Genomic DNA, 20,660 nt, shown 5'->3' with positions numbered 1-20,660 from the left:
TATTAGAGCCGGGCAGCGCCCGGCTCTACCCTCTCCAGGCCGCGTGCGCGGCGGACCAGCCGCGTCACGGCACTGCGAATGTCATCCAGCACCGCATAGATGGTCGGCAGGAACAGCAGGCTGACCACGGTCGAGAACGCCAGGCCACCGGCAATCGCGCGCGCCATCGGCGCGTACTCGGGGCCATTGCCGAACATCTGCGTGTTGGTCAGCGAGATCGGCACCATCGCCAGGATCGCCGTGCCCATGGTCATCATGATCGGGCGCAATCGTTCGCGTGAACCCTCCACCAGCGCCTGCGTGCGTCCCATGCCGCCGCGCCGCAGGTTGTTGATGTGCTCGATCATCACGATGCCGTTGTTCACCACCACGCCCATCAGCACCAGGATGCCGATGAAGGACATGATTCCGAACGAGGTGCCGGTGATCCAGAACAGCCAGAACACGCCGAAGATCGAGAACAGCACGCCACTCATGATCGCCGCCGGGAACAGCAGCGACTCGAACACCGCCGCCATCACCACGTAGATCATCACCAGCGCGATCAGCAGGTTGAACACCATCTGCTGCATCGCCTCGTCGTCGTTGCCGTAGTCGCCGCCATCGAAGGTGAAGCCATAACCGGCCGGGAAGTTCATCGGCTTGAGCACGGACTCCATCGCCTTGCGGCCATCGGGCGCGGTGACCTTCTCGGCCAGGTTGGCCTTGATGGTCAGCGTGGTCTGGCGGTTGGTGCGTCCGATCTGGGTGGCTGACGAACCGACGTCGACGGTGACCAGGCTCAGCAGTGGCACGCTGCGGCCGTCGCCGGTGCGCACGCTGAAGCCGGCCAGGTCTTCCGGGCTGCTCTGCTCGGCACCGGCAAAGCGCACCCACACCGGCACTTCGTTGTCACCGCGGCGGAACTCACGCAGCGGCGCACCGCGCAGGGCCAGGCCGACGAAGCTGGCCACCTGCTCGGCATTGAAGCCGAATGCGGCGGCACGCTCACGGTCGACGCGCACCTTCAGCTCGCCGCCCTTCTCGCCATTGTCGATGCGCACATCGCGCAGCTCGGCACGCTGGGCCAGCAGTGGCACCACTTCCTGGCCGATTTCCTGCAGCATCGAACTGGAGTCGCCCACCAGCTGCACCTGCACGCCCTGATTGCCGCCACCACCGCCGCCATCCCCCCCCCTGGTTCCCGACGAAGTAGTCGGTGCGGGCCGACTTCGGAAGACCCTTGCGCAGCTCTTCCTGCAGCGACTTGATGTCCTTGGCGTACTTCTCGTCCAGGGTGACCACGGTCGAGCTGCCTTCCTGTTCGCTGTACCAGGAATACACCTGCTTGACGTGCAGGCGCTCGCGGTTCTCGTCGATCCAGTTCTCCACCCGTGCCACTTCCTCGGACATCTGGCGGTAGGTGTAGGCGCCCTTCCACATGTAGCCGATGAAGATGTCCTTGCCGCCGTCACCGCCGAACATGTCGATCTTGGTCAGCTTCATCGGCACCAGGCTGACCAGCACGACCAGCAGAATGCCGAGCAGGCTCCAGCCACGATGGCGCAGCGACCAGTCCAGCAGTTGCGCGTAGCGGCGCTGCAGGCGCGCGATCATGCCGGTCTTCGAGTGCACCAGCTTGGGCGTGGCCATGCGCGCGGACAGCATTGGGATCAGGCTGACCGCGACCAGCCATGAGGCCAGCAGCGAGACCGAGATGGTGATCGCGATCTGCGCCATGAAGATGCTGATATTGTTGGTCTCGCCAAACAGGTTCGGCACGAACACGATGCAGTGGCACAGCGTGCCGGCGCTGAGCGCGATGGCCACGTTGCGGGTGCCGATGATCGAGGCCAGCCGCGGCTGCCCCGGCAGCCGCTCGCGCTCCTGGTAGATGCTCTCGACCACCACCACGGCGTTGTCGACCAGCATGCCCACCGCCAGCAGCAGGCCCATCATGGTCAGGATGTTCAGCGTCACCCCCACGAAGTACATGAAGCCCAGGGTGATGGTGAAGCAGATCGGAATGGCCAGGGTCACCATCAACGTGGATGGCCAATGGCGCAGGAAGAAGAACAGCACCGTCACCGACAGGATCAGGCCGACGGCACCGGCCTCGGCCAGTTCCAGCAGCGAGGACGTCACCGCCTTGCCCTGGTTGTCGATCACCTTGATCTGCACGTCGCGCATCGACGCCTCCGCACGGATCGACTCGACCTCGGCCAGCGCCGCGCGCGAGACTTCCACCAGGTTGGCGCTGCGCTCCTTGAAAATATCCAGGCCGACGGCCGGGTTGCCATCGAGGCGTCGCCCGTAGTTCATCCGCGCCGGCTTCAGGCGCACGTCAGCGATATCCCCAAGGCGCAGGCCCTTGGCGTTGATCACCAGGTCGCGCATTTCCTGCAGGTCGGTGATCTCGCCCACCGGCTGCACGCGCACGCGCTGGCCGTTGTCGTCGATCTGCCCGGCCGAGATCGAGAAGTTCAGCGTGCGCAAACGCTCGCTCAGCTCGTTGATGCTCAGCCCGTGCGCGTTGAGCCGGTTCGGATCGATGGCGATCTCCACCTCGTTCGGCGGCGCACCGGTGATGTCGACGCGCGCCACGCCGGGGATGCGCTCGATGCGCCGCTTGAATTCGCGGTCGAGCATGTCATAGGCGGTGGTCAGGTCGGTGGTGCTGGCCAGTCGCACCTTCAGCACCGGCTGGTCACTGCTGGACCACTTGAACACGTTGTAGCGCTGCAGGTCGTCCGGCAGGTCGCTGCGGATCGCGTCGATGCGCTCGCGTGCATCGGAGGCAGCGATGGCGATGTCGCGGTCCCAGTCGCTGAACTCGATGAAGATCAGGGCGGCCTCGGAGGTGGCCGACGAGCGCATGCGCTTGATGCCGGTCATCGTCGCCAGCGATTCCTCCACCGGGCGGATGATGGTTCGCTCCACTTCCTCCGGAGTTGAACCGGTATACGGGATCTGCACGAACAGGAACGGCGCGGAGATGTCCGGCAGCGCCTCCAGCGGCAGCCGGAACGAAGCGATCAGGCCGATCACCACCAGTGATACGAAACACATGATGGTGGTGACCGGGCGGCGGATGGAGAACTCGGCAACACTCATGCCGGTTCCTCCGCACCCGCCGCGCTGCCCGCCGCACCCGGTTCGATCTCGCCGGCATGCTTGCGGCCGCGTTCGCGGTAATAGGCATCACCGCGACGATCCATCAGGTCGTACACCACCGGAATCACCAGCAGGGTGAGCAGGGTCGACACCAGCAGGCCGCCGATCACGGTGATCGCCATCGGCGCGCGCACTTCGGCACCCTCGCCCATCGCCACCGCCAGCGGCAGGAAGCCGAACAGCGTGCACAGGGTGGTCATGATGATCGGCCGCAGGCGCGAGCGTGCCCCTTCCACCAGGGCCTCGTGCTTGGCCACGCCGGCCTCGCGCAGCTGGTTGACCTTGTCGATCAGGATGATCGCGTTCTTGGTGACCAGGCCGACCAGCAGGATCAGGCCGATGAACACCACCACCGAAATGGGCTTGCCGGTCAGCATCAGCGCCAGGATCGCACCGACCAGCGCCAGCGGGATGGTGAACAGGATCACGAACGGATGCAGCAGCGACTCGAACTGCGAGGCCATCACCAGGTAGACCAGGAAGATCGCCAGGCCAAAGGCGAAGATCAGCGACTTCGCCGCCTGCGCCAGCTCCTCACCCTGGCCACCGATGTGCAGGCCGACACCCGCGCCCAGCGGCTGCTCGGCCACCATCTGCTGCACTTCGCGCATGGCCGCGCCCAGATCGATATCGCGCAGGTTGGCCGACACGACGGCGACGCGGGTCTGGTCGGCGCGATGGATCTCGCTGGGGCCGGTGGTGGCCACCACATCGGCCACCGCATCCAGCGTGACCGGACGGGTGCTGCCCGGATTGACGATCAGCCGACGGATGCTTTCCACGCTGGCACGATCACCTTCCTGCGCACGCACCAGCACGTCGATCTTGCGGTCACGGAAGCTGTAACGGGTGGCCACGTCGCCACGCACCTTCTTCACCACCACGTCAGCGATCTGGCGCGTGGTCAGGCCCAGCGCACCCGCGCGTTCCTGGTCGAAGCGGATCTGGATTTCCGGGAAGCCCTCTTCCACCGTCGACTTCACGTCGGCGTAGTGCGCGTTACCGCGCAGCATCGCCGCCAGGCGCTGGCCGGCCACTTCCAGCGTCGCCATGTCCTGCCCGCGCAGCTCGATTTCCAGCGGCGTGGAGAAGCTGAACAACGCCGGTCGTGCGAAATCGACCTGTGCACCCGGATGCTGGCCCATGGTGTCACGCAGGCGCTCGGTGATCTCCGCTTCGGTACGTGCATTGCCGCCGCCTTCCATCACCACGGTCAGCTTGCCGATGTTCTCGCCGCTCTCGGTCGGGCTGGCATCCAGGCGGGTGCCGCTGCCACTGACGCCGTACAGCGATGCGACGCCCTGCCCCTTGCCGTGCGCCAGCTGCAGCTCGCGCACCAGCGCATCGGTCTGCTTCAGCGGCGTGCCGGCCGGCAGCTTCACCGTCATCTCGAAGCGGTCCTGGGCCAACTGCGGGATCAGGTCGGCGCCGAGCATCGGCACCAGCGCCATGGTCGCCACGAAGATGATCGTGGCCACCCCCAGCACCTTGCCCGGATGGGCCAGCGCGCTCGGCAGCAGCCGCAGGTAGCCGCGCTCGGCACCGGCATAGGGCTTCATCGCCAGGTCGCTGGCCTTGCGCATCACCGGGCCGACCACCGCGACCACCCCACGCCACAGGCGCACGATCAGCCAGGCCAGCGCGTAGAAGCCCCAGCGCGCGGTCGCCACGGCGCCACGGCGGCCCAGCGCAACCGGCTTCTGCCAGCGGCTCTGCGGTTGCCACGGTTCGTTCGGCGCCTCTTCCGGGAACGCCAGCGGCGGCCGTCCCTTCAGCGAGCTCAGCATCGGAATCAGGGTCATCGACACCAGCAGCGAGATCGCGATCGCGATCGCCACGGTCAGTGCCTGATCACGGAACAGCTGGCCGGCGATGCCGTCGACGAACACCAGCGGCAGGAACACCGCGATGGTGGTCAGGGTCGAGGCGACCACCGCCATGCTCACTTCGCGGGTACCGACGATCGCCGCCTGCAGGATGCCCAGGCCACGCTCGCGGGCCTTGGCAATGCTCTCCAGCACCACGATCGAGTCATCCACCACCAGGCCGGTGGCCAATGCCAGGCCGCCCAGCGACATCACGTTCAAGCTCAAGCCGAGCTGGCCCATGAAGAAGAACGTGGCGATGATCGAGACCGGCAGCGACAGGCTGATCACGAACGTGCTCCAGCCATCGCGCAGGAACAGGAAGATGATCAGGATCGCCAGCAGGCCACCGATCACCGCATCCTTCTTGACGTCGGCGATGGCGTGCTCGATGAAGCGCGACTGGTCCTCGATGGTGGTCATCTCGACATCGGACGGGAACGTGCCCTTGATCTGCTCCAGGCGCTTGCGCAGCGCTTCGGCGGTGGACACCGTATTGGCGTCGCCTTCCTTGTAGATGGCCAGTTCAACCGATTCCTTGCCGCCCAGCCGGATCACCGCTTCGCGCTCCTTGTAGCCCTGGCGAACGGTGGCCACGTCCTTCAGGCGTACCGGCACGCCATTGGCGACCACGCTGGAGCCAGCACCGGACGATGCGCTCTGCGCCGCCGAGGCCGCTGCGATGGCCGCGGCCGAACCAGTCGACGCGGCGATGTTGAACATCTGCTGCAATGCCGAGTCGGCTGCACTTCCGTTCGAGCCCTGGGTGGTGACCAGCAGGTTGCGGATCTCCTCCAGGTCGGCGAACTGGTTGACGGTGCGCACCAGGAAGCGCTGCGAACCCTCCTCCAGGCGACCGCCGGAGATGTTGATGTTCTCGTCCTTCAGGCGCTTGATGACGGTGTCGATCGGCAGATTCAGCTGTGCCAGCTTCTGCTGGTCGATGTCGACCTGGATCTCGTCCTCAAGGCCGCCACCGACCTTGACCGCTGCCACGCCGGTGACCGGCTCCAGCTTCTTCTTCAGGTCTTCGTCGGCATAGCGGCGCAGGCCGGTCAGCTCGCGGACCGCATCGGCATCGCTGGCCGGTGCGGTCTTGCTGGACAGCACCAGGCGCATGATCGGCTCCGTGGACGGATTGAAGCGCAGCAGCACCGGGGCCTTGGCCTCCAGCGGCAGGTTCAGCGCTTCCATCTTGTCGCGCACCTCCAGGCTGGCCTGGTCCATGTTGGTGCCCCAGGCAAACTCCAGCACCACGTCGCTCTGGCCGGTGCGCGAGACCGACTTCAGCTTGCGCAGGTTCTTGACCACGCCCACCGCTTCTTCGACCGGCTGGGTGATCAGGGTTTCGATTTCGGTCGGCGCCGCGCCGGTGTACTCGGTTCGCACGGTCAGCGTCGGGTAACTCAGGTCCGGCAGCAGGTTGACCTTGAGGTTGCCCAGCGCGATCAGGCCGAACAGCAGCAGCGTGACCGTGCACATGGCGATGGTCACGCGGCGGCGGGTGGCGAATTCCACCAGGCCGCCGCGCATGCCGGCGGCGGCGCCGTCGCTCGCCGGCGAGGCACCGTGGTCGTGGCCCGGGCCGGTCATTGCTTGCTCCCGGCCTTGTCTGCCGGCTTGGCGGCCGCTGCGACCGTCTTTGCCTTTGCCTTCGGATCGGCGATCACCTGCACTGCGGTGCCGTCGCGCAGGGCGACCTTGCCGGCGGTGACCACCTGATCACCGGCCGCCAGGCCATCACGGATCTCCACCCACGGGCCCTCGGCGTAACCCAGCTTGACCGGAACGCGTGCGACCTTGCCTTCGCGCACCCGGAACACCGCCGGCTCACCGTCGTCGAGCAGCGCCAGGCGCGGCACCACCAGCGCATCGGCACGCTGGTCGTAATCAATGCGGATGCGCCCGAACATGCCGGGCTGCAGCGCGTGCGCGGCGCCGTCGAAGGCACTGACCACGCGAAACGTGCCGCTGCCCGAATCCACCACCGGCGCGATGCGATCGACGGTGCCGGTGAAGCTCTGCCCCGGCAGCGCATCGGCGGCCAGCGTCACCGGCTGGCCGGCGCGCAGGGTGGCCAGCTCACGCTCGGGCACGTTGAGGGTGGCTTCCAGCCGCGAGTTGTCGACGATGCGGAAGATCGGTGTATTGATCTGCACGAAGTTGCCGGTCTTGATCGAGCGCGAGGCGATCACGCCGGAGATCGGTGCCACGACGGTGGTGTAGGACAGCTCCAGCGTAGCCAGGCGGTACTGCGCACGGGCGTTTTCCAGATCAAAACGCAGCTGGTCGACATCGGCGGCGCTGACCATCTGCTGGCCAACCAGTTTCTGTGCACGCTGGTAGTTGTTTTCCAGCTTGCGCATCTGCGCTTCGCTCTGGGCAACGGCCAGGCGTGCACGGTCCGGGTCCAGGCGCACCAGCGGCTGCCCGGCGGTGACCCGCTGGCCTTCCTCGACCAGCACCGCCAGCGCCACGCCGGAGGTCTTGGCCACCACCTGCGATTCGGCGCGCGGTTCCAGCGCAGCGGTGCCGGTGTAGCTGGCGGCAACCGCGCGATGGCTGGCCACGGCCACTTCGACGGGGACCGCGTCAACCTTCTTCTCCTCCTTGGTCTCGGCAGCCTTGGCTTCGGAATTGGGCCCTGCGGCGCAACCGCCCAGCAGCAGGGAGGTGGAGATCAGCAGTGCGGCAGCGCAGATTCCGCTGCGACGGCCGGACAGGAAGGTTGGGTGTGACATCGTCAGGTCCCTGGAGGATGCGTGGACAGGTGTGGTAGCAAAGTAATGCACCACTTCACGGCAACACCATATCCCAAAGGTCATGGTCTCTTCACGCCGCTGGTCGGGCCACCCCCATTTCAGCTAGATGAAACCTGAGGCTATACTCGGGGCGTTCCGTACCCCACGCCGGAACGACCAGACCCGAATCCCCGGAAACGACACCATGCGCCCGCAGCCGCTCGCCGCTTGTCTCGCTCTGGCCGTCCTCCTGCCCCTTGGGGCCGCCGCACAGCCCGCTCCTGCTCCTGCCACACCTGCCCCGGCCCCGGCTCCCGCCGCTGCCCCGGCGCCTGCCGCCCCCACCGGCAACTTCGACAATGGCCGTGTCCTGGCCTATACCTGCCAGGGGTGCCATGGCATCACCGGTTACAAGAACGCCTACCCCAGTTACCGGGTGCCGAAGATCGGCGGCCAGACCCAGCAGTACCTGGCCCAGGCCCTGACCGAGTACCGCCAGGGCAAGCGCAGGCATCCGACGATGCAGGCGCAGTCGATGAGTTTCAGCGAACAGGAGATCGCCGATCTCGCTGTTTACCTGTCCACCGTCAAGTAAGGCCCGCCCATGTCGAAAGCCGCGCATCCGATGCGTCACGCCATCGCCCTGTCCGTTGCCCTGCTGCTGGCGGCCTGTTCGCAGTCGCAGGTGGAGAACAGCGAGAAATCCGCCGCCGACCCGGGCCATGCCAGCGGCGAACACGGTTCATCGTCCTCCGCCGGCCTGCCGGCAGGTCGCGAGGCAGCAGGTGAAGCCCGCGCCAAGGTGAAGGGCAAAGCCACCAACCAGAGTTGCATCGACTGCCACGGGGCCGACGGCAATGCGCCGATCGATCCGACCTATCCGAAGCTGGGTGGGCAGTACGGCGACTACCTGGCGCATGCGCTGCAGGCCTACCGCGCCGGTGACCGCCAGCATGCGCTGATGACGCCGCAGGCGAAGGACCTGAGTGATCAGGACATTGCCGATCTGGCGGCGTATTTCGGCAGCCGGCCGACCCAGCTGCGGGATCTGCACGGGGTCAAATGACCGCCGGCCCCCGGTCTGTGCGGACCGTTGATTGGTGGGTGCGGACCGTTGGTCCGCACAGATCCGGATATCCACGCATGGCGTGGATCTTATCTCTTGCCGATCTGGCACCTTGGGGGCCGAGAGCCCGGCGTGGGCGACCGTGTGGATCCAGGTCTTGCGACCGAGAAGTAGCTTGGGTCCCCACGCCGGATTCTCCCTGAACCGCCCGAACAGTTGGTTGAGTTGGCGCTCGAACTGATAAGACTGGGCAAGCGGGGAGAGCTCTCGACCCTGTCAGCCTAGCGGAGTTCTGCCATGTTTGGGATCGGGATCGATGTGAGCAAAGCCACGCTGGATGTGGTCGTCCATGGAGAGCAGTTTCGCCAATTCAGCAACGACAAGCGCGGCTTTGTGCGCTTGATTCGGTGGCTGAAGACGTGGCCGATCAAGCAGGTCGTTCTTGAGGCAAGCGGGGGTTACGAGCGTGCTGCTCTGGATGTATTGCACGCCGCCGGCCTGCCGATGGTGCGAATCAATCCGGCGCGTGCACGGCGATTTGCCCAAGGCACGGGCCGTGCCGCCAAGACCGATCGGCTCGATGCGACAGTGCTGGCGCAGATGGCCCATTTGTTGCCGCTGACCCGCTACGTACCGCCTGCCCCTTGGCGGCAGCGTCTGGCTGAATTTGCGCAATGCCGCAGGCATTTGGTGCAGATGCGGGTCAGTGAGATGCAGCGCTTGCGGCGATTGGTCGATCCGGATCTGATTGCGATGAAGCAACGCCATATAGCCCAGCTATCTGACGACCTGAAGCAACTGGATAAAGCTATTGCCGAGCAGCTTGAGGGACAGCCTGGCTGGAAGAATATCGGCACGCTCAAAGGCGTCGGCCCCATCCTGATCAGCACACTGGCCTGCGAGTTGCCCGAACTGGGCAGCTTGGGAAGCAAAGCCATAGCATCGCTGGTGGGGTTGGCCCCGATGAACCGCGAAAGTGGCACCTGGCAGGGCCAACGGCGGATCAGTGGTGGGCGCGCAGTGGTACGCGAAGCCCTTTACATGGCGGCCCTGACGGCCATCCGGTACGAGCCAGGACTGCGCGCGTTTTACGCTGGCCTGAAGGCCAAGGGCAAAGCGAGCAAGGTGGCGCTCGTGGCGGTCATGCGCAAAATGCTGGTGATCCTCAACGCCCGTAAGCGGGACGCCGAGGTGGCCCTCGGCTGCCCCTGACAAGACAGTTGCTACTGAGCCGAGCGTGGGCTCGGCTCTACATCAATCGGCGCAACCGCTGGCGCCGGTCAACGCTCAGCCTTCCAGCTCTTCCCAGCGCGCGTACGCGGCATCCAGCTCGGCCTGCACCTTGGCCAGCTGCTGCGTGTGCGCGGTCACTTCGGCACTGCTGCGGGTGTAGAACGACGGGTCGTTCATCGCCGAGGTCAGGCCTTCGACATCGCCTTCCAGCTTCTCGATGGTCTTCGGCAACTGCTCCAGTTCGCGCGCTTCCTTGTAGGCCAGCTTGCGCTTGGGCGCAGCCGGAGCAGCGGCCGTGGCGGCCGGTGCAGCTGCCGCCGGCTTGGCTGCCGGAGCCGCAGCAGGCGTCGCCACACTGGCCGCATAACGCTGCCAGTCGCTGTAGCCGCCAACGTACTCACCGATCACACCGTCGCCTTCCATCACCAGCGTGGAGGTCACCACGTTGTCGATGAAGTCACGGTCGTGGCTGACCAGCAGCAGGGTGCCGGTGTAGTCGCCCAGCAGCTCTTCCAGCAGCTCCAGGGTTTCCACGTCGAGGTCGTTGGTCGGTTCGTCCATCACCAGCAGGTTGGACGGCTGCGCGAACAGCTTGGCCAGCAGCAGGCGGTTGCGCTCGCCACCGGACAGGCGGGTGATCGGCGCACGTGCACGTTCCGGGGTGAACATGAAGTCCTGCAGGTAAGCATGCACATGCTTGCGCTTGCCGTTGAACTCGAGGAAGTCGCGGCCTTCGGCCACGTTCTCGATCGCGCTCCAGTCTTCGCGCAGCACCGCACGGTACTGGTCGAAATACGCGATCTGCAGGTTGGTGCCCGCATTGACCTCACCCTTGGCCGGCTGCAGTTCGCCCAGCAGCAGCTTCAGCAGCGTGGTCTTGCCGCTGCCGTTGGGGCCGATCAGGCCGATGCGATCGCCACGCAGGATGGTGGTGGTGAAATCGCGGACCATGGTGCGCTCGCCGAAGGCGAACGAAATGTCCTTGACGTCGATCACCTTCTTGCCGGAGCTGACGCCCTGCGCGGCTTCCATCTTGACGTTGCCGCTGAGGTCGCGACGCTGCGAACGTTCGTTGCGCATCGCCTTCAGGCGGCGCACACGGCCTTCATCGCGGGTGCGGCGGGCCTTGATGCCCTGGCGGATCCAGACTTCTTCCTGCGCCAGCAGCTTGTCGAAGCGTGCGTTTTCCTGCGCCTGTGCATTGAGGCGTTCCTCGCGGCGGCGCTCGTAGTTGGCCCAGTCGCCCGGCCAGCTGGTGACCTGGCCGCGATCGATCTCGACGATGCGGGTGGCCAGCGCACGCAGGAAGCGGCGGTCATGGGTGACGAACACCACGCTGCCGCTCCAGCCCTTCAGGAACGCTTCGAGCCAGTCGATGGCCTCGATGTCCAGGTGGTTGGTCGGTTCGTCCAGCAGCAGCACATCGGGGCTGGACACCAGCGCGCGGGCGAGCAGCACGCGGCGCTTCATGCCGCCGGACAGGCGGCCGAACTCGGCCTCCCCATCCAGGTCGAGCTTGGTCAGGGTTTCGCTGACGCGCTGGTCCAGGCCCCAGCCGTTGGCGGCATCGATCTTGGCCTGCACGTTGCCGAGGGCTTCGCCATCGAAGACCTCGGCATGGCTGAGGTGGTGGAACTCGGCCAGCCACTGGCCCAGTTCGCCGAGGCCATCGGCGACGACGTCGAACACCGAACCGGCCGCGCCGTGTGGCACTTCCTGCTCCAGGCGGGTGACACGCACGCCCTGCTGCACGCGGACTTCGCCGTCATCGGGCTTGTGGTCGCCGGACAGCAGCTTGAGCAGGGTGGATTTGCCGGCGCCGTTGCGGCCGATCAGGGCGATGCGTTCGCCCGGCTCGATCGACAGTTCGGCCTTTTCCAGCAACAACGGGCCGCCGACGCTGAAGTCGACGTTCTGTAGGGTAATCAGAGGCATCCGGATATTGTACGGGTTGGGGGCGTCGGCCGGGTTGCACCCGGCACCCGCGGTAGTGCCGGCCGCTGGCCGGCAATCTCAACGGCAACGTCAAAAGCCGGTTTCCTGTGGGATGGCGGGGCGGTGTGGGCCTGCAGGACAGGCCGTAAACCCATCCATGGGGGCTCGATGGCGCCATCCATGGCGCCAACGGTCCTGCAGACCCACACCACCCCGCCTCTGACAGTTTCCCGCGATCTGTCGGAACGGCATTCTGCTCTGGTGGGTGTCGACCTTGGTCGACACGATAGATCCACGCCATGCGTGGATGAGCGCTGCAGGGACTGTCGATGGATGGAATCGACTAGGGGTCTGATGACTTACTCCACCTCCCCCAGCAACACCTGCAACCCCGGCAACCATTGCTTGCCCGGGTGGCGTACCAGCCACAGGGTGCGTTGCAGGGCGGGCAGCGGGGTCTCGAGCACGCGCAGGCGGCCCAGGGCCAAGGGCTCTTCCAGCGCGTGGCGCGAGAGGCAGGCCAGGCCGAGGCCGGCGATGGCGGCCTGCTTGATTGCTTCGGTATTGCCCAGCTGCAGGGTCTGGGCGAAGCCACGCAGGTGCGGCAGCAGCGCCTGTTCCACGGCTTCGCGGGTGCCGGAGCCCGGTTCGCGCAGCAGCCAGCGCGCGCGGCGCAGTTCTTCCAGCGTCCAGCGCGCGGGGGTGTCGGCGGCAGCCACGATCACCAGCGGATCCTGCTGCCAAGCGGTGACCTGCAGGCCACGCTCGTGGCACGGGCCTTCGATCAGGCCGGCGTCCACATCCAGGCGCTGCACGGCGGCGACCACGCCGGCACTGTTGTCGATGCGCAGGTCGACCTCGGCCTGTGGTGCCTGGCGCAGCAGTTCGGCGATGCGTGGCGGCAGCAGGTAATTGCCGATGGTGGTACTGGCGGCCAGCACCAGCCGCAGCGGCGCGCCCTGCGACGGGTCGCCGCCGGCGGCCAGCTGCCGCTCCAGATCGGCGGCGTTGACCAGCAGGGTGCGCGCCGGCTCCAGCAGTGCGCGGCCGTGCCCGTTGAGCGCCAAGCGGCGGCCGATGCGGTCGAACAGCGGGGTGCCGAAGTGCGCCTCCAGTTCGTGCAGCGCGGCGCTGCTGGCCGACTGCGAGAGCGCAATGGCCTGTCCGGCGGCGGTGGTGCTGCCGTGGTCGGCAATGGCGACGAATACCTGAAGCTGTCGCAACGTCAGTCGCATGCTTATTACCTTCTAGATAGGTAGGTTTCACCCATATTATTCGTTTTACAGGTCGGTCAGGCAGGCGCACGCTTGCCCCCATCCTTCCAGCCCTGCCCTTGCCATGAACGCCCCCGCTCTCTCCTCCTGGACCCTGCCTGCCCTGCGCCAACGCTGGCAACCGCGTCTGCCCGGCCTTCTGCTGGTGGGCCTGATCGCGGCGGCATCGCTGTACCTGGCCGAGCTTCCCTGGCTGCAGGCGCATGGCTTGAGCGCACTGACCGTGGCCATCGTCGCCGGCATCGTGGTCGGCAACACCCTTTACCCGCGGCTGGCACCGGGCAGCGCGGCCGGCGTGGGCTTCTCCAAGCACTGGCTGCTGCGCGCCGGCATCGTGCTGTACGGTCTGCGCCTGACCTTCCAGGACATCGGCCATGTCGGCGTCACTGGCGTGCTGATGGACGTGCTGGTGGTTGCCAGCACCTTCGGCCTGGCCTGCTGGCTGGGCGTGCGCGTGTTCAAGATGGAGCGCGAGGCGGCCATGCTGATCGGTGCCGGCAGCGCGATCTGCGGCGCGGCGGCGGTGATGGCCGCCGAGCCGGTGGTGCGCGGCCGCGCTGCGCAGGTCACCGTCGCGGTCTCTACGGTGGTGGTCTTCGGCACGCTGGCGATGTTCCTGTACCCGGCGCTGTATGCCTTGGTGCAGTCGCACGGCTGGCTGGCGATGGACGCGCGGCAGTACGGTCTTTTCACCGGTGCGACGGTGCATGAAGTGGCACAGGTGGTGGCGGCAGGCCGCGCGGTCAACGAAGCAGCGGCCGACACAGCGGTGATCACCAAGATGGTGCGGGTGATGCTGCTGGCGCCGTTCCTGATCGCGCTGTCGCTGTGGCTGGCCCGTGGCGGCAAGGCCAGCGCCGAGGGCAGCAAGGCGCGCATCGTGGTGCCGTGGTTCGCGTTCGGTTTCGTGGCGGTGGCCGGTTTCAACTCGCTGCACCTGCTGCCGGCTGGCCTCCAGGCCGGGCTGGTGCAGCTGGATACCGTGCTGCTGGCGATGGCGATGGCCGCGCTGGGACTGACCACCCACGTCTCGGCGCTGCGCCAGGCGGGCCTGAAGCCGCTGCTGCTGGCACTGATCCTGTTCGCCTGGCTGTTGTTCGGTGGCCTGGCGATCCACCAGGGTGTGCTGGCAATGCTGGGCTGATCAAGAGCGTGCCGACCAGGGTCGGCACCCACATGGATGAGGACCCCAGAGCAGGGAGCCGCCGCGCGGACGGGTACAATGCGCCATGACTGACTTCTCGACCCTGCCGCTGAGCCCGGCCCTGCAGCCCGGCCTGGATGCCCTCGGGTACACCACCCTCACCCCCGTGCAGGCGCAGAGCCTGCCGGCTATCTTGGATGGCCGCGACGTGATCGCACAGGCGCCGACCGGCAGTGGCAAGACCGCCGCCTTCGGCCTGGGCCTGCTGCAGGCCATCGACCCCAGCCTGATCCGCGTGCAGGCGCTCGTGCTGTGCCCGACCCGCGAACTGGCCGACCAGGTCGGCAAGCAGATCCGCAAGCTGGCCACCGGCATCCCCAACCTGAAACTGTTGCTGCTGGTTGGCGGCGTGCCGCTGGGCCCGCAGTTGGCGTCGCTGGAGGGCCATGACCCGCACGTGGTGGTCGGCACGCCCGGCCGTGTGCAGGAGCTGGCACGCAAGCGCGCGCTGAATCTGAGTGCGGTGCGCACGCTGGTGCTGGACGAGGCCGACCGCATGCTCGACATGGGCTTCGAAGAGCCGATCCGCGAGATCGCCGGCCGCACCCACAAGGACCGCCAGAGCCTGCTGTTCTCGGCCACTTTCCCCGACAGCATCCGCGCCATGGCGCGCGATCTGCTGCGCGACGCGGTGGAAGTGACCGTGGAAGGCGCCGACCAGGCACCGGCGATCCGCCACCTGTTCTGCGAGGTGGAACCGGCGCATCGCCAGAAGGCGCTGGCCGGCCTGCTGCTGAAGTACACCCCGGAATCGGCGGTGGTGTTCTGCAACACCCGCAAGGACGTGGACGAAGTTGCCAACTCGCTGCAGCAGTTCGGCTTCTCCGCACTGGCTCTGCATGGCGAGATGGAACAGCGCGACCGCGAGGAAGTGCTGTTGCTGCTGGCCAACCGCAGCTGCAACGTGCTGGTGGCCAGCGACGTGGCCGCACGCGGCCTGGACGTGGAAGAGCTGGCGGCGGTGATCAACTACGAGCTGCCGACCGACGTGGAGAGCTACCAGCACCGCGTGGGCCGCACCGGCCGGGCCGGTGCCAGCGGCCTGGCGATCAGCCTGGTGGCCGGTCGCGAGAAGACCCGTGCCGAAGCCATCGAAGCGCAGATGGGGCAGCCGCTGGACTGGCAGAAGACGCCGCTGGCAACCGCGCGCCCGGCCGAATTGCCGCAGGCCGCGATGCGCACCCTGCGGATCGACGGCGGCAAGACCGACAAGCTGCGCCCGGGCGATATCCTCGGTGCGCTGACCGGTGATGCCGGCCTGTCGAGCAAGTTCATCGGCAAGATCGCGATCTTCCCGACCCGCTCCTATGTGGCGATCGCGCGCGAGCAGGCCAGCAAGGCCGTGGCCAAGCTGGAAGCCGGCAAGATCAAGGGCCGCCGTTTCCGAGTGCGGATGATGTGATTGAAGCAGCGTTGCCAACCCCGGTTGGCAACGATCTGGCCTGGTAGCGGCCAACCTTGGTTGGCCCGTCCATGGCACCCGTCGCGAAAAGTGCTGCCAACCAAGGTTGGCAACTACCGGCTCCCGGCCATTCGCTCTGGTAGATGCCAACCTTGGTTGGCACCTGCCCTTCGATCAGAACACCAGTTCGGTGTGCAGCGGCAGATCCGATTCCCAGCGGGCGCGACCACCGAGGCCGTCCAGTTCGACCAGCACGCCGGCGCCGACCACTTCAACACCCAGGCGGCGCACCAGCGACAGCGCAGCGACCAGCGTGCCGCCAGTGGCCAGCACGTCGTCGATGATTGCCACGCGGGCACCGGCCGGCAGCGCATCGGCGTGCACTTCGATGCAGTCGCTGCGGTATTCCAGCGTGTATTCCTCGCGCAGCACCTGGCCCGGCAGCTTGCCCGGCTTGCGCACCGGCACGAAGCCGACGCCCAGTTCCAGCGCCATCGCGGCGCCAAGGATGAAGCCACGCGATTCGATACCGATCACCGCGTCCAGCTTCTGGTCGCGCCAGCGGTCGGCCATCGCGGTGATGGCACCGCGGAAGTCCTCGCTGTGGGCGAGCAGCGGCATGATGTCCTTGAAGAGGATGCCGGGCTTGGGGAAGTCGGCGATGTCGCGCAGGCGGGAGGCCCACTGCGGAGCGACGATGGCGTCGGTCATGTCACATTGGCTATCTGACGGCGGCATAGGGTACCTGTTCCGGGCGCCGCCTGCCTGTTGGGGGTATCGGCCGGGCTGCGCCCGGCACCTGCAGAGGCTTCAAGCCAAGGCAACAGCAAGAGCAACGGCAACAGCAGGATTCCTGTGGGATGGCGGGGTGGGTCCGGTGGCGGGAGACGCCGTAAACCCGTCCTTGGGGGCTTGGCCGCGGCATCCATGCCGCGGACACTCCCGCCACCGGCCCCACCCCGCCTTCGACAGATTTCTGCGATCTGTCGCGAATCCACGCCATGTGTGGATGAATCTCAATCGAAATCGAATATTTCGAGAATTGAACGAAGAGCATCCACGCATGGCGTGGATCTACCGTGTCGACCAAGGTCGACATCTACCCACAGCAGCGGGAATCTGTCGGAGGTGGGGCGGTGTCGGAGTGCGGGGTGTCAGCCGCATGGATGCGGCTGCCAAGCCTACACGGACGTACTTGCGGCGTCCCCGCACTCCGACACCGCCCCGCCAAACCACGGAATCCAGCTTTTGCTCTGGCTGTTGCGGTGGCCTCTGCGGGTGCAGGGCGCAGCCCTGCCGAAACCCACCCTCAGGAACTGCAGGACAGCATCGAGCAGCCGGCGCGATTGTCCGCCCACGCCGGGCGCTTGCCGGCGAAGTGTTCCAGGCCGGCACGCTCGGTGTATGGATCGCGCAGTACGTCCTGCAACGCATGAATACCGCCGAGGTCGCCCTGTTCGGCGCGGTCGATCGCCTCCTGTGCCAGCCAGTTGCGCAGCACGTACAGCGGGTTGGCCGCTGCCATCTTCGCCAGGCGTTCGCTGGCCGACAGCGGATCGCTGCGCAGGCGCACCGCGTAGTCCTGCAGCCACTGCTGCAACGGTGCCTGCACCGCCTGCTGGCGCGCCTCGTCGTAGTACACCGCGTCCAGAACGCCCGCATCGGGCGCCACCGGATCGATCCGCATCAGCGCGCGCCAGGCCAAGGTCATGTCCATGGCACCGTCCTGCATCAGCTGCTGCCAGCGCAGGTAGAGCTGCAGGTCGTCATCGTCGGCTGCGGCCAGGCCGAGCTTGGCTGCGGCGTCGCGGCGCGTGCAGGCCACGAAGGTGGACTGGTAAGCCGCCAGACCGGCCTGCAGCGGTGCGACATCGGCAAACAGCGGCGATAGTGCCTGCGCCAACCGGCTCAGGTTCCAGTACGCGACCTGCGGCTGGGTACCGAAGCGGTAGCGGCGGCCCTGCGCGTCGGTGGTGTTCGGTGTCCAGTCCGGATCGAAATCCTCGACCCAGCCGTAGGGACCGTAGTCGAGCGTGAGGCCGAGCACGGACAGGTTGTCGGTATTCATCACGCCATGCACGAAGCCGACGCGCATCCAGTGCGCGATCATCTCGGCGGTGCGCACCGCGATCTGCGCGAACCAGTCGCCGTACAGCGCCTCGCCCTGCCCTTGCAGTCCAGGGAAATCACGCGCGATGCAGGCATCGACCAGCTGCTGCAGCAGGGCGGTTTCCCCGCGCGACGCCGGCAGTTCGAAGGAACCAAAGCGCAGGAACGACGGCGACACCCGGCATACGATGGCGCCGGGCTCTGCACGCGGATGGCCGTCGTAGAACATGTCGCGCACCACGTCGTCGCCGGTACCCACCAGCGACAATGCGCGCGTGGTCGGCACGCCCAGGTGGTGCATGGCCTCGCTGCAGAGGAATTCGCGGATGGATGAGCGCAGCACGGCGCGCCCATCGGCGCCGCGCGAGTATGGCGTCGGGCCAGCACCCTTCAGCTGCAGCTCCCAGTGGCGGCCATCCGGCGCGACCAGTTCACCCAGCGAGATCGCACGGCCATCGCCGAGCTGGCCGGCCCAATGGCCAAACTGATGGCCGCCGTAGTTGGCGGCCCATGGCTGCATGCCGGCGTACAGTGCATTGCCGCCAAACACCTGCGCGAAGCCTTCGCTCTCGACCTCAGCGGTATCGAAACCAAGCATCGCGGCGACGTCCGGTGCCCAGGCCAGCAGCGTGGGCGCCGTCACCGGGGTCGGCATCACCGGCGACCAGGCCGCGCCCAGCACTTCGCGCCGGCGCGGGCCGGATTCGGGGTCGCCCGGCAGGGTCTGCAGCAGGCGGTTGTCGAAACGGGGGCTGTCGGTATCCATGGTGCTGAAGATGGGGGCGACGGCCGCCCTCCTCAATTGCCGCTGAGCGCCTGCAGGTGGCCGCCGTGGGCCTCGGCACGCTGGTAGGCCGGGCGCTCGCCGATACGCTTGAGGAAGCCACGCAGTGCCGGCTTGTCGTCGAGGCCACCGCCGCGCGCGGCGGCAGCCTGGATCGGGAAGCTCATCTGGATGTCGGCCGCACTGAAGCGCTCGCCGGCGAACCATGGGCTTTCGGCAAGGCGGCGCTCCATCCAGTCCAGGTGCAGGCGCCGCTGTGGGCCGATGAAGCCACGTTCGGCCTTGTCGGCGATGCTGCGCGCGATCGGGCGCGCGAAGAACGGCATCGACGCGTTGCGGATGCGGCCCATCACCAGGGTCAGCAGCAGCGGCGGCATCGCCGAGCCTTCGGCGTAGTGCAGCCAATAGCGGTAGGCGATGCGCTCGGCACCATCGGCCGGCATCGGCGACGGCGACAGCTGGCGCTGCGTGTCGTAGCGGTCCGCGAGGTAGTCGAGGATCGCGCCGGACTCGGCCAGTACCAGTTCGCCATCCTGCAGTACCGGCGACTTGCCCAGCGGATGCACGTTGCGCAGTTCCGGCGGCGCCAGCAGCGTCTTCGGATCACGCGGATAACGGCGCAGTTCGTAGTCCAGCCCCAGCTCCTCCAGCATCCACAGCACGCGCAGGGAACGGGAGTTTTCCAGGTGATGGACGATGCGCATGGGGATGATCCTTGGGGAGGAATTTCATCCTACCGCGCAGAGTGCATGCCGCTTGTAGAGTCGAGCTTGCTCGACTGATTTCCAGAGACAGTCGAGCAAGCTCGACTCTACAAAGCAGCGGGCAATAAAAAAACGCCGGAAGCTTTCGCTTCCGGCGTTCTGGCTACCAAAAGGTAGCAGACGGATTAGACCGCCTGCACCTGGTCAGCCTGCATACCCTTCTGACCCTGGACGGCGATGAAGGTAACCTTCTGGCCTTCCTGCAGGGTCTTGAAGCCGGTGCCCTGGATGGCACGGAAGTGCACAAACAGGTCCGGGCCGCTTTCCGGGGTGATGAAGCCGAAGCCCTTGGCGTCGTTGAACCACTTGACGGTGCCGGTCTGACGATCAGACATTTGACTAACTCCTGAAACACATGTTGAAAAAATCGCAGCCACCGGGTATCGGGGCCGAGACTGAGTTGCAGGCGTTGGTAAAGCGGATCGATGAGCGGATCGTGAGATCAACTGCACCAGGCCACGATTCACGGTGACCCTAGCAAACACAGTGGGACGAACGATACGCGTGTTTTCTGCAAAAAGCGATAGCCCGGACGTTCATGGGCTGGCCCCGCCCGCTAGACGTGACAAGGGCTGGCAGCCGATCGAGGCTAACCCCGAGTCCCCATTCAGGATTTTCCTACCCTACACTGGGTAAATGACTGAAGCTGAAACCCAAGCTGAACCCGCCCTCCCCCGCATCTGGGTGGACGCGGACGCCTGCCCCACCGTCATTCGCGACATCCTGTTCCGTGCCGCTGAACGCGTTGGCATCGAGCTGACCCTGGTCGCCAACCAGTGGATCCGGACCCCGCCCTCACGCTGGCTGCGCTCGATCCAGGTGCCCCAGGGCCTGGACGTGGCCGACAGCGCCATCGTCGAACGGGTCGCCGCCGGAGACCTGGTCGTCACCCAGGACATTCCGCTGGCCGCGCTGGTGCTGGAGAAGAAGGCCGTGGCGCTGAACCCGCGCGGCCAGCTGTACACCCCGAACAACATGGCCGAGCGGCTGTCGATGCGCAATTTCATGGAAGAGCTGCGCGGCGCCGGAGTGCAGACCGGGGGCCCTCCGCCGCTGGGCCCGCGCGACCGGCAGCTGTTCGCCGCCGAGCTGGATCGCTGGCTGGCCCGACGCCCGGTTCGCTGAACGGC

At 66.6% G+C, this 20,660-nt stretch carries 13 protein-coding genes and 2 pseudogenes; 6 read left to right on the top strand and 9 right to left on the bottom strand.

The window, feature by feature from the left end; all coding sequences use genetic code 11:
- Positions 1 to 2: 2 nt before the first annotated feature.
- From FQS62_RS09275 to FQS62_RS09265, 3 genes and pseudogenes are all read right to left on the bottom strand, one after another.
- A pseudogene (locus tag FQS62_RS09275) lies at positions 3 to 3,093 on the bottom strand (efflux RND transporter permease subunit).
- A pseudogene (locus tag FQS62_RS09270) lies at positions 3,090 to 6,545 on the bottom strand (efflux RND transporter permease subunit); the annotation flags it as partial. The pseudogenes FQS62_RS09270 and FQS62_RS09275, both read right to left, overlap by 4 nt.
- Before the next feature lie 62 nt (positions 6,546 to 6,607).
- On the bottom strand, positions 6,608 to 7,759 hold the full coding sequence (locus FQS62_RS09265; protein WP_208043236.1) for an efflux RND transporter periplasmic adaptor subunit: 1,152 nt from the start codon (positions 7,757 to 7,759) through the stop codon (positions 6,608 to 6,610).
- A gap of 205 nt (positions 7,760 to 7,964) precedes the next feature.
- Here FQS62_RS09265 and FQS62_RS09260 point away from each other — a divergent pair, with 205 nt between their 5' ends.
- From FQS62_RS09260 to FQS62_RS09250, 3 genes are all read left to right on the top strand, one after another.
- On the top strand, positions 7,965 to 8,354 hold the full coding sequence (locus FQS62_RS09260) for a c-type cytochrome (RefSeq protein WP_049447846.1): 390 nt from the start codon (positions 7,965 to 7,967) through the stop codon (positions 8,352 to 8,354).
- A 9-nt stretch (positions 8,355 to 8,363) separates the two neighbouring features.
- The gene (locus FQS62_RS09255; RefSeq protein WP_049447845.1) at positions 8,364 to 8,825 is read left to right on the top strand and encodes a c-type cytochrome; all 462 of its coding nucleotides are present in this window, start codon (positions 8,364 to 8,366) and stop codon (positions 8,823 to 8,825) included.
- Between the two features lie 297 nt (positions 8,826 to 9,122).
- Complete coding sequence (locus FQS62_RS09250; RefSeq protein ID WP_268924577.1) at positions 9,123 to 10,037, top strand: IS110-like element ISStma6 family transposase; 915 nt, start codon at positions 9,123 to 9,125, stop codon at positions 10,035 to 10,037.
- A gap of 75 nt (positions 10,038 to 10,112) precedes the next feature.
- On the opposite strand, the gene FQS62_RS09245 is transcribed toward FQS62_RS09250, so the two are convergent.
- Together FQS62_RS09245 and FQS62_RS09240 are read right to left on the bottom strand one after the other, a co-directional pair.
- Entirely contained in the window at positions 10,113 to 11,993 is a 1,881-nt protein-coding gene (locus FQS62_RS09245) for an ATP-binding cassette domain-containing protein (RefSeq protein WP_049447843.1), read from the bottom strand.
- 359 nt (positions 11,994 to 12,352) lie between these two features.
- Complete coding sequence (locus FQS62_RS09240; RefSeq protein ID WP_154348899.1) at positions 12,353 to 13,228, bottom strand: LysR family transcriptional regulator; 876 nt, start codon at positions 13,226 to 13,228, stop codon at positions 12,353 to 12,355.
- Between the two features lie 103 nt (positions 13,229 to 13,331).
- Between FQS62_RS09240 and FQS62_RS09235 the strand changes: the two genes are divergently transcribed.
- Positions 13,332 to 14,411 carry a YeiH family protein gene (locus tag FQS62_RS09235; RefSeq protein ID WP_208043728.1) on the top strand — a complete coding sequence of 360 codons (1,080 nt, stop codon included), beginning with the start codon at positions 13,332 to 13,334 and terminating at the stop codon, positions 14,409 to 14,411.
- An 85-nt stretch (positions 14,412 to 14,496) separates the two neighbouring features.
- Entirely contained in the window at positions 14,497 to 15,873 is a 1,377-nt protein-coding gene (gene dbpA, locus FQS62_RS09230; RefSeq protein WP_208043729.1) for an ATP-dependent RNA helicase DbpA, read from the top strand.
- A 174-nt stretch (positions 15,874 to 16,047) separates the two neighbouring features.
- Here the strand turns inward: dbpA and FQS62_RS09225 are convergent, their stop codons facing one another.
- From FQS62_RS09225 to FQS62_RS09210, 4 genes are all read right to left on the bottom strand, one after another.
- Entirely contained in the window at positions 16,048 to 16,584 is a 537-nt protein-coding gene (locus FQS62_RS09225) for an adenine phosphoribosyltransferase (RefSeq protein ID WP_049447839.1), read from the bottom strand.
- Between the two features lie 598 nt (positions 16,585 to 17,182).
- Entirely contained in the window at positions 17,183 to 18,748 is a 1,566-nt protein-coding gene (locus tag FQS62_RS09220) for a protein adenylyltransferase SelO (protein ID WP_208043617.1), read from the bottom strand.
- Positions 18,749 to 18,780: 32 nt separating this feature from the next.
- The gene (locus FQS62_RS09215; protein ID WP_208043616.1) at positions 18,781 to 19,470 is read right to left on the bottom strand and encodes a glutathione S-transferase family protein; all 690 of its coding nucleotides are present in this window, start codon (positions 19,468 to 19,470) and stop codon (positions 18,781 to 18,783) included.
- Positions 19,471 to 19,655: 185 nt separating this feature from the next.
- Positions 19,656 to 19,865, bottom strand: coding sequence for a cold-shock protein (locus tag FQS62_RS09210; protein ID WP_004153307.1), 210 nt, complete (start codon positions 19,863 to 19,865; stop codon positions 19,656 to 19,658).
- Positions 19,866 to 20,166: 301 nt separating this feature from the next.
- Between FQS62_RS09210 and FQS62_RS09205 the strand changes: the two genes are divergently transcribed.
- Positions 20,167 to 20,655, top strand: a complete 489-nt coding sequence (locus FQS62_RS09205) for a YaiI/YqxD family protein (protein WP_010484520.1) — start codon at positions 20,167 to 20,169, stop codon at positions 20,653 to 20,655.
- Positions 20,656 to 20,660 lie beyond the last annotated feature (5 nt).

The organism is Stenotrophomonas sp. SBJS02 (genome assembly GCF_020428325.2).
Taxonomy (GTDB): Bacteria; Pseudomonadota; Gammaproteobacteria; order Xanthomonadales; family Xanthomonadaceae; genus Stenotrophomonas; species Stenotrophomonas africana.
This window is presented reverse-complemented; position numbering and strand designations above follow the sequence as displayed.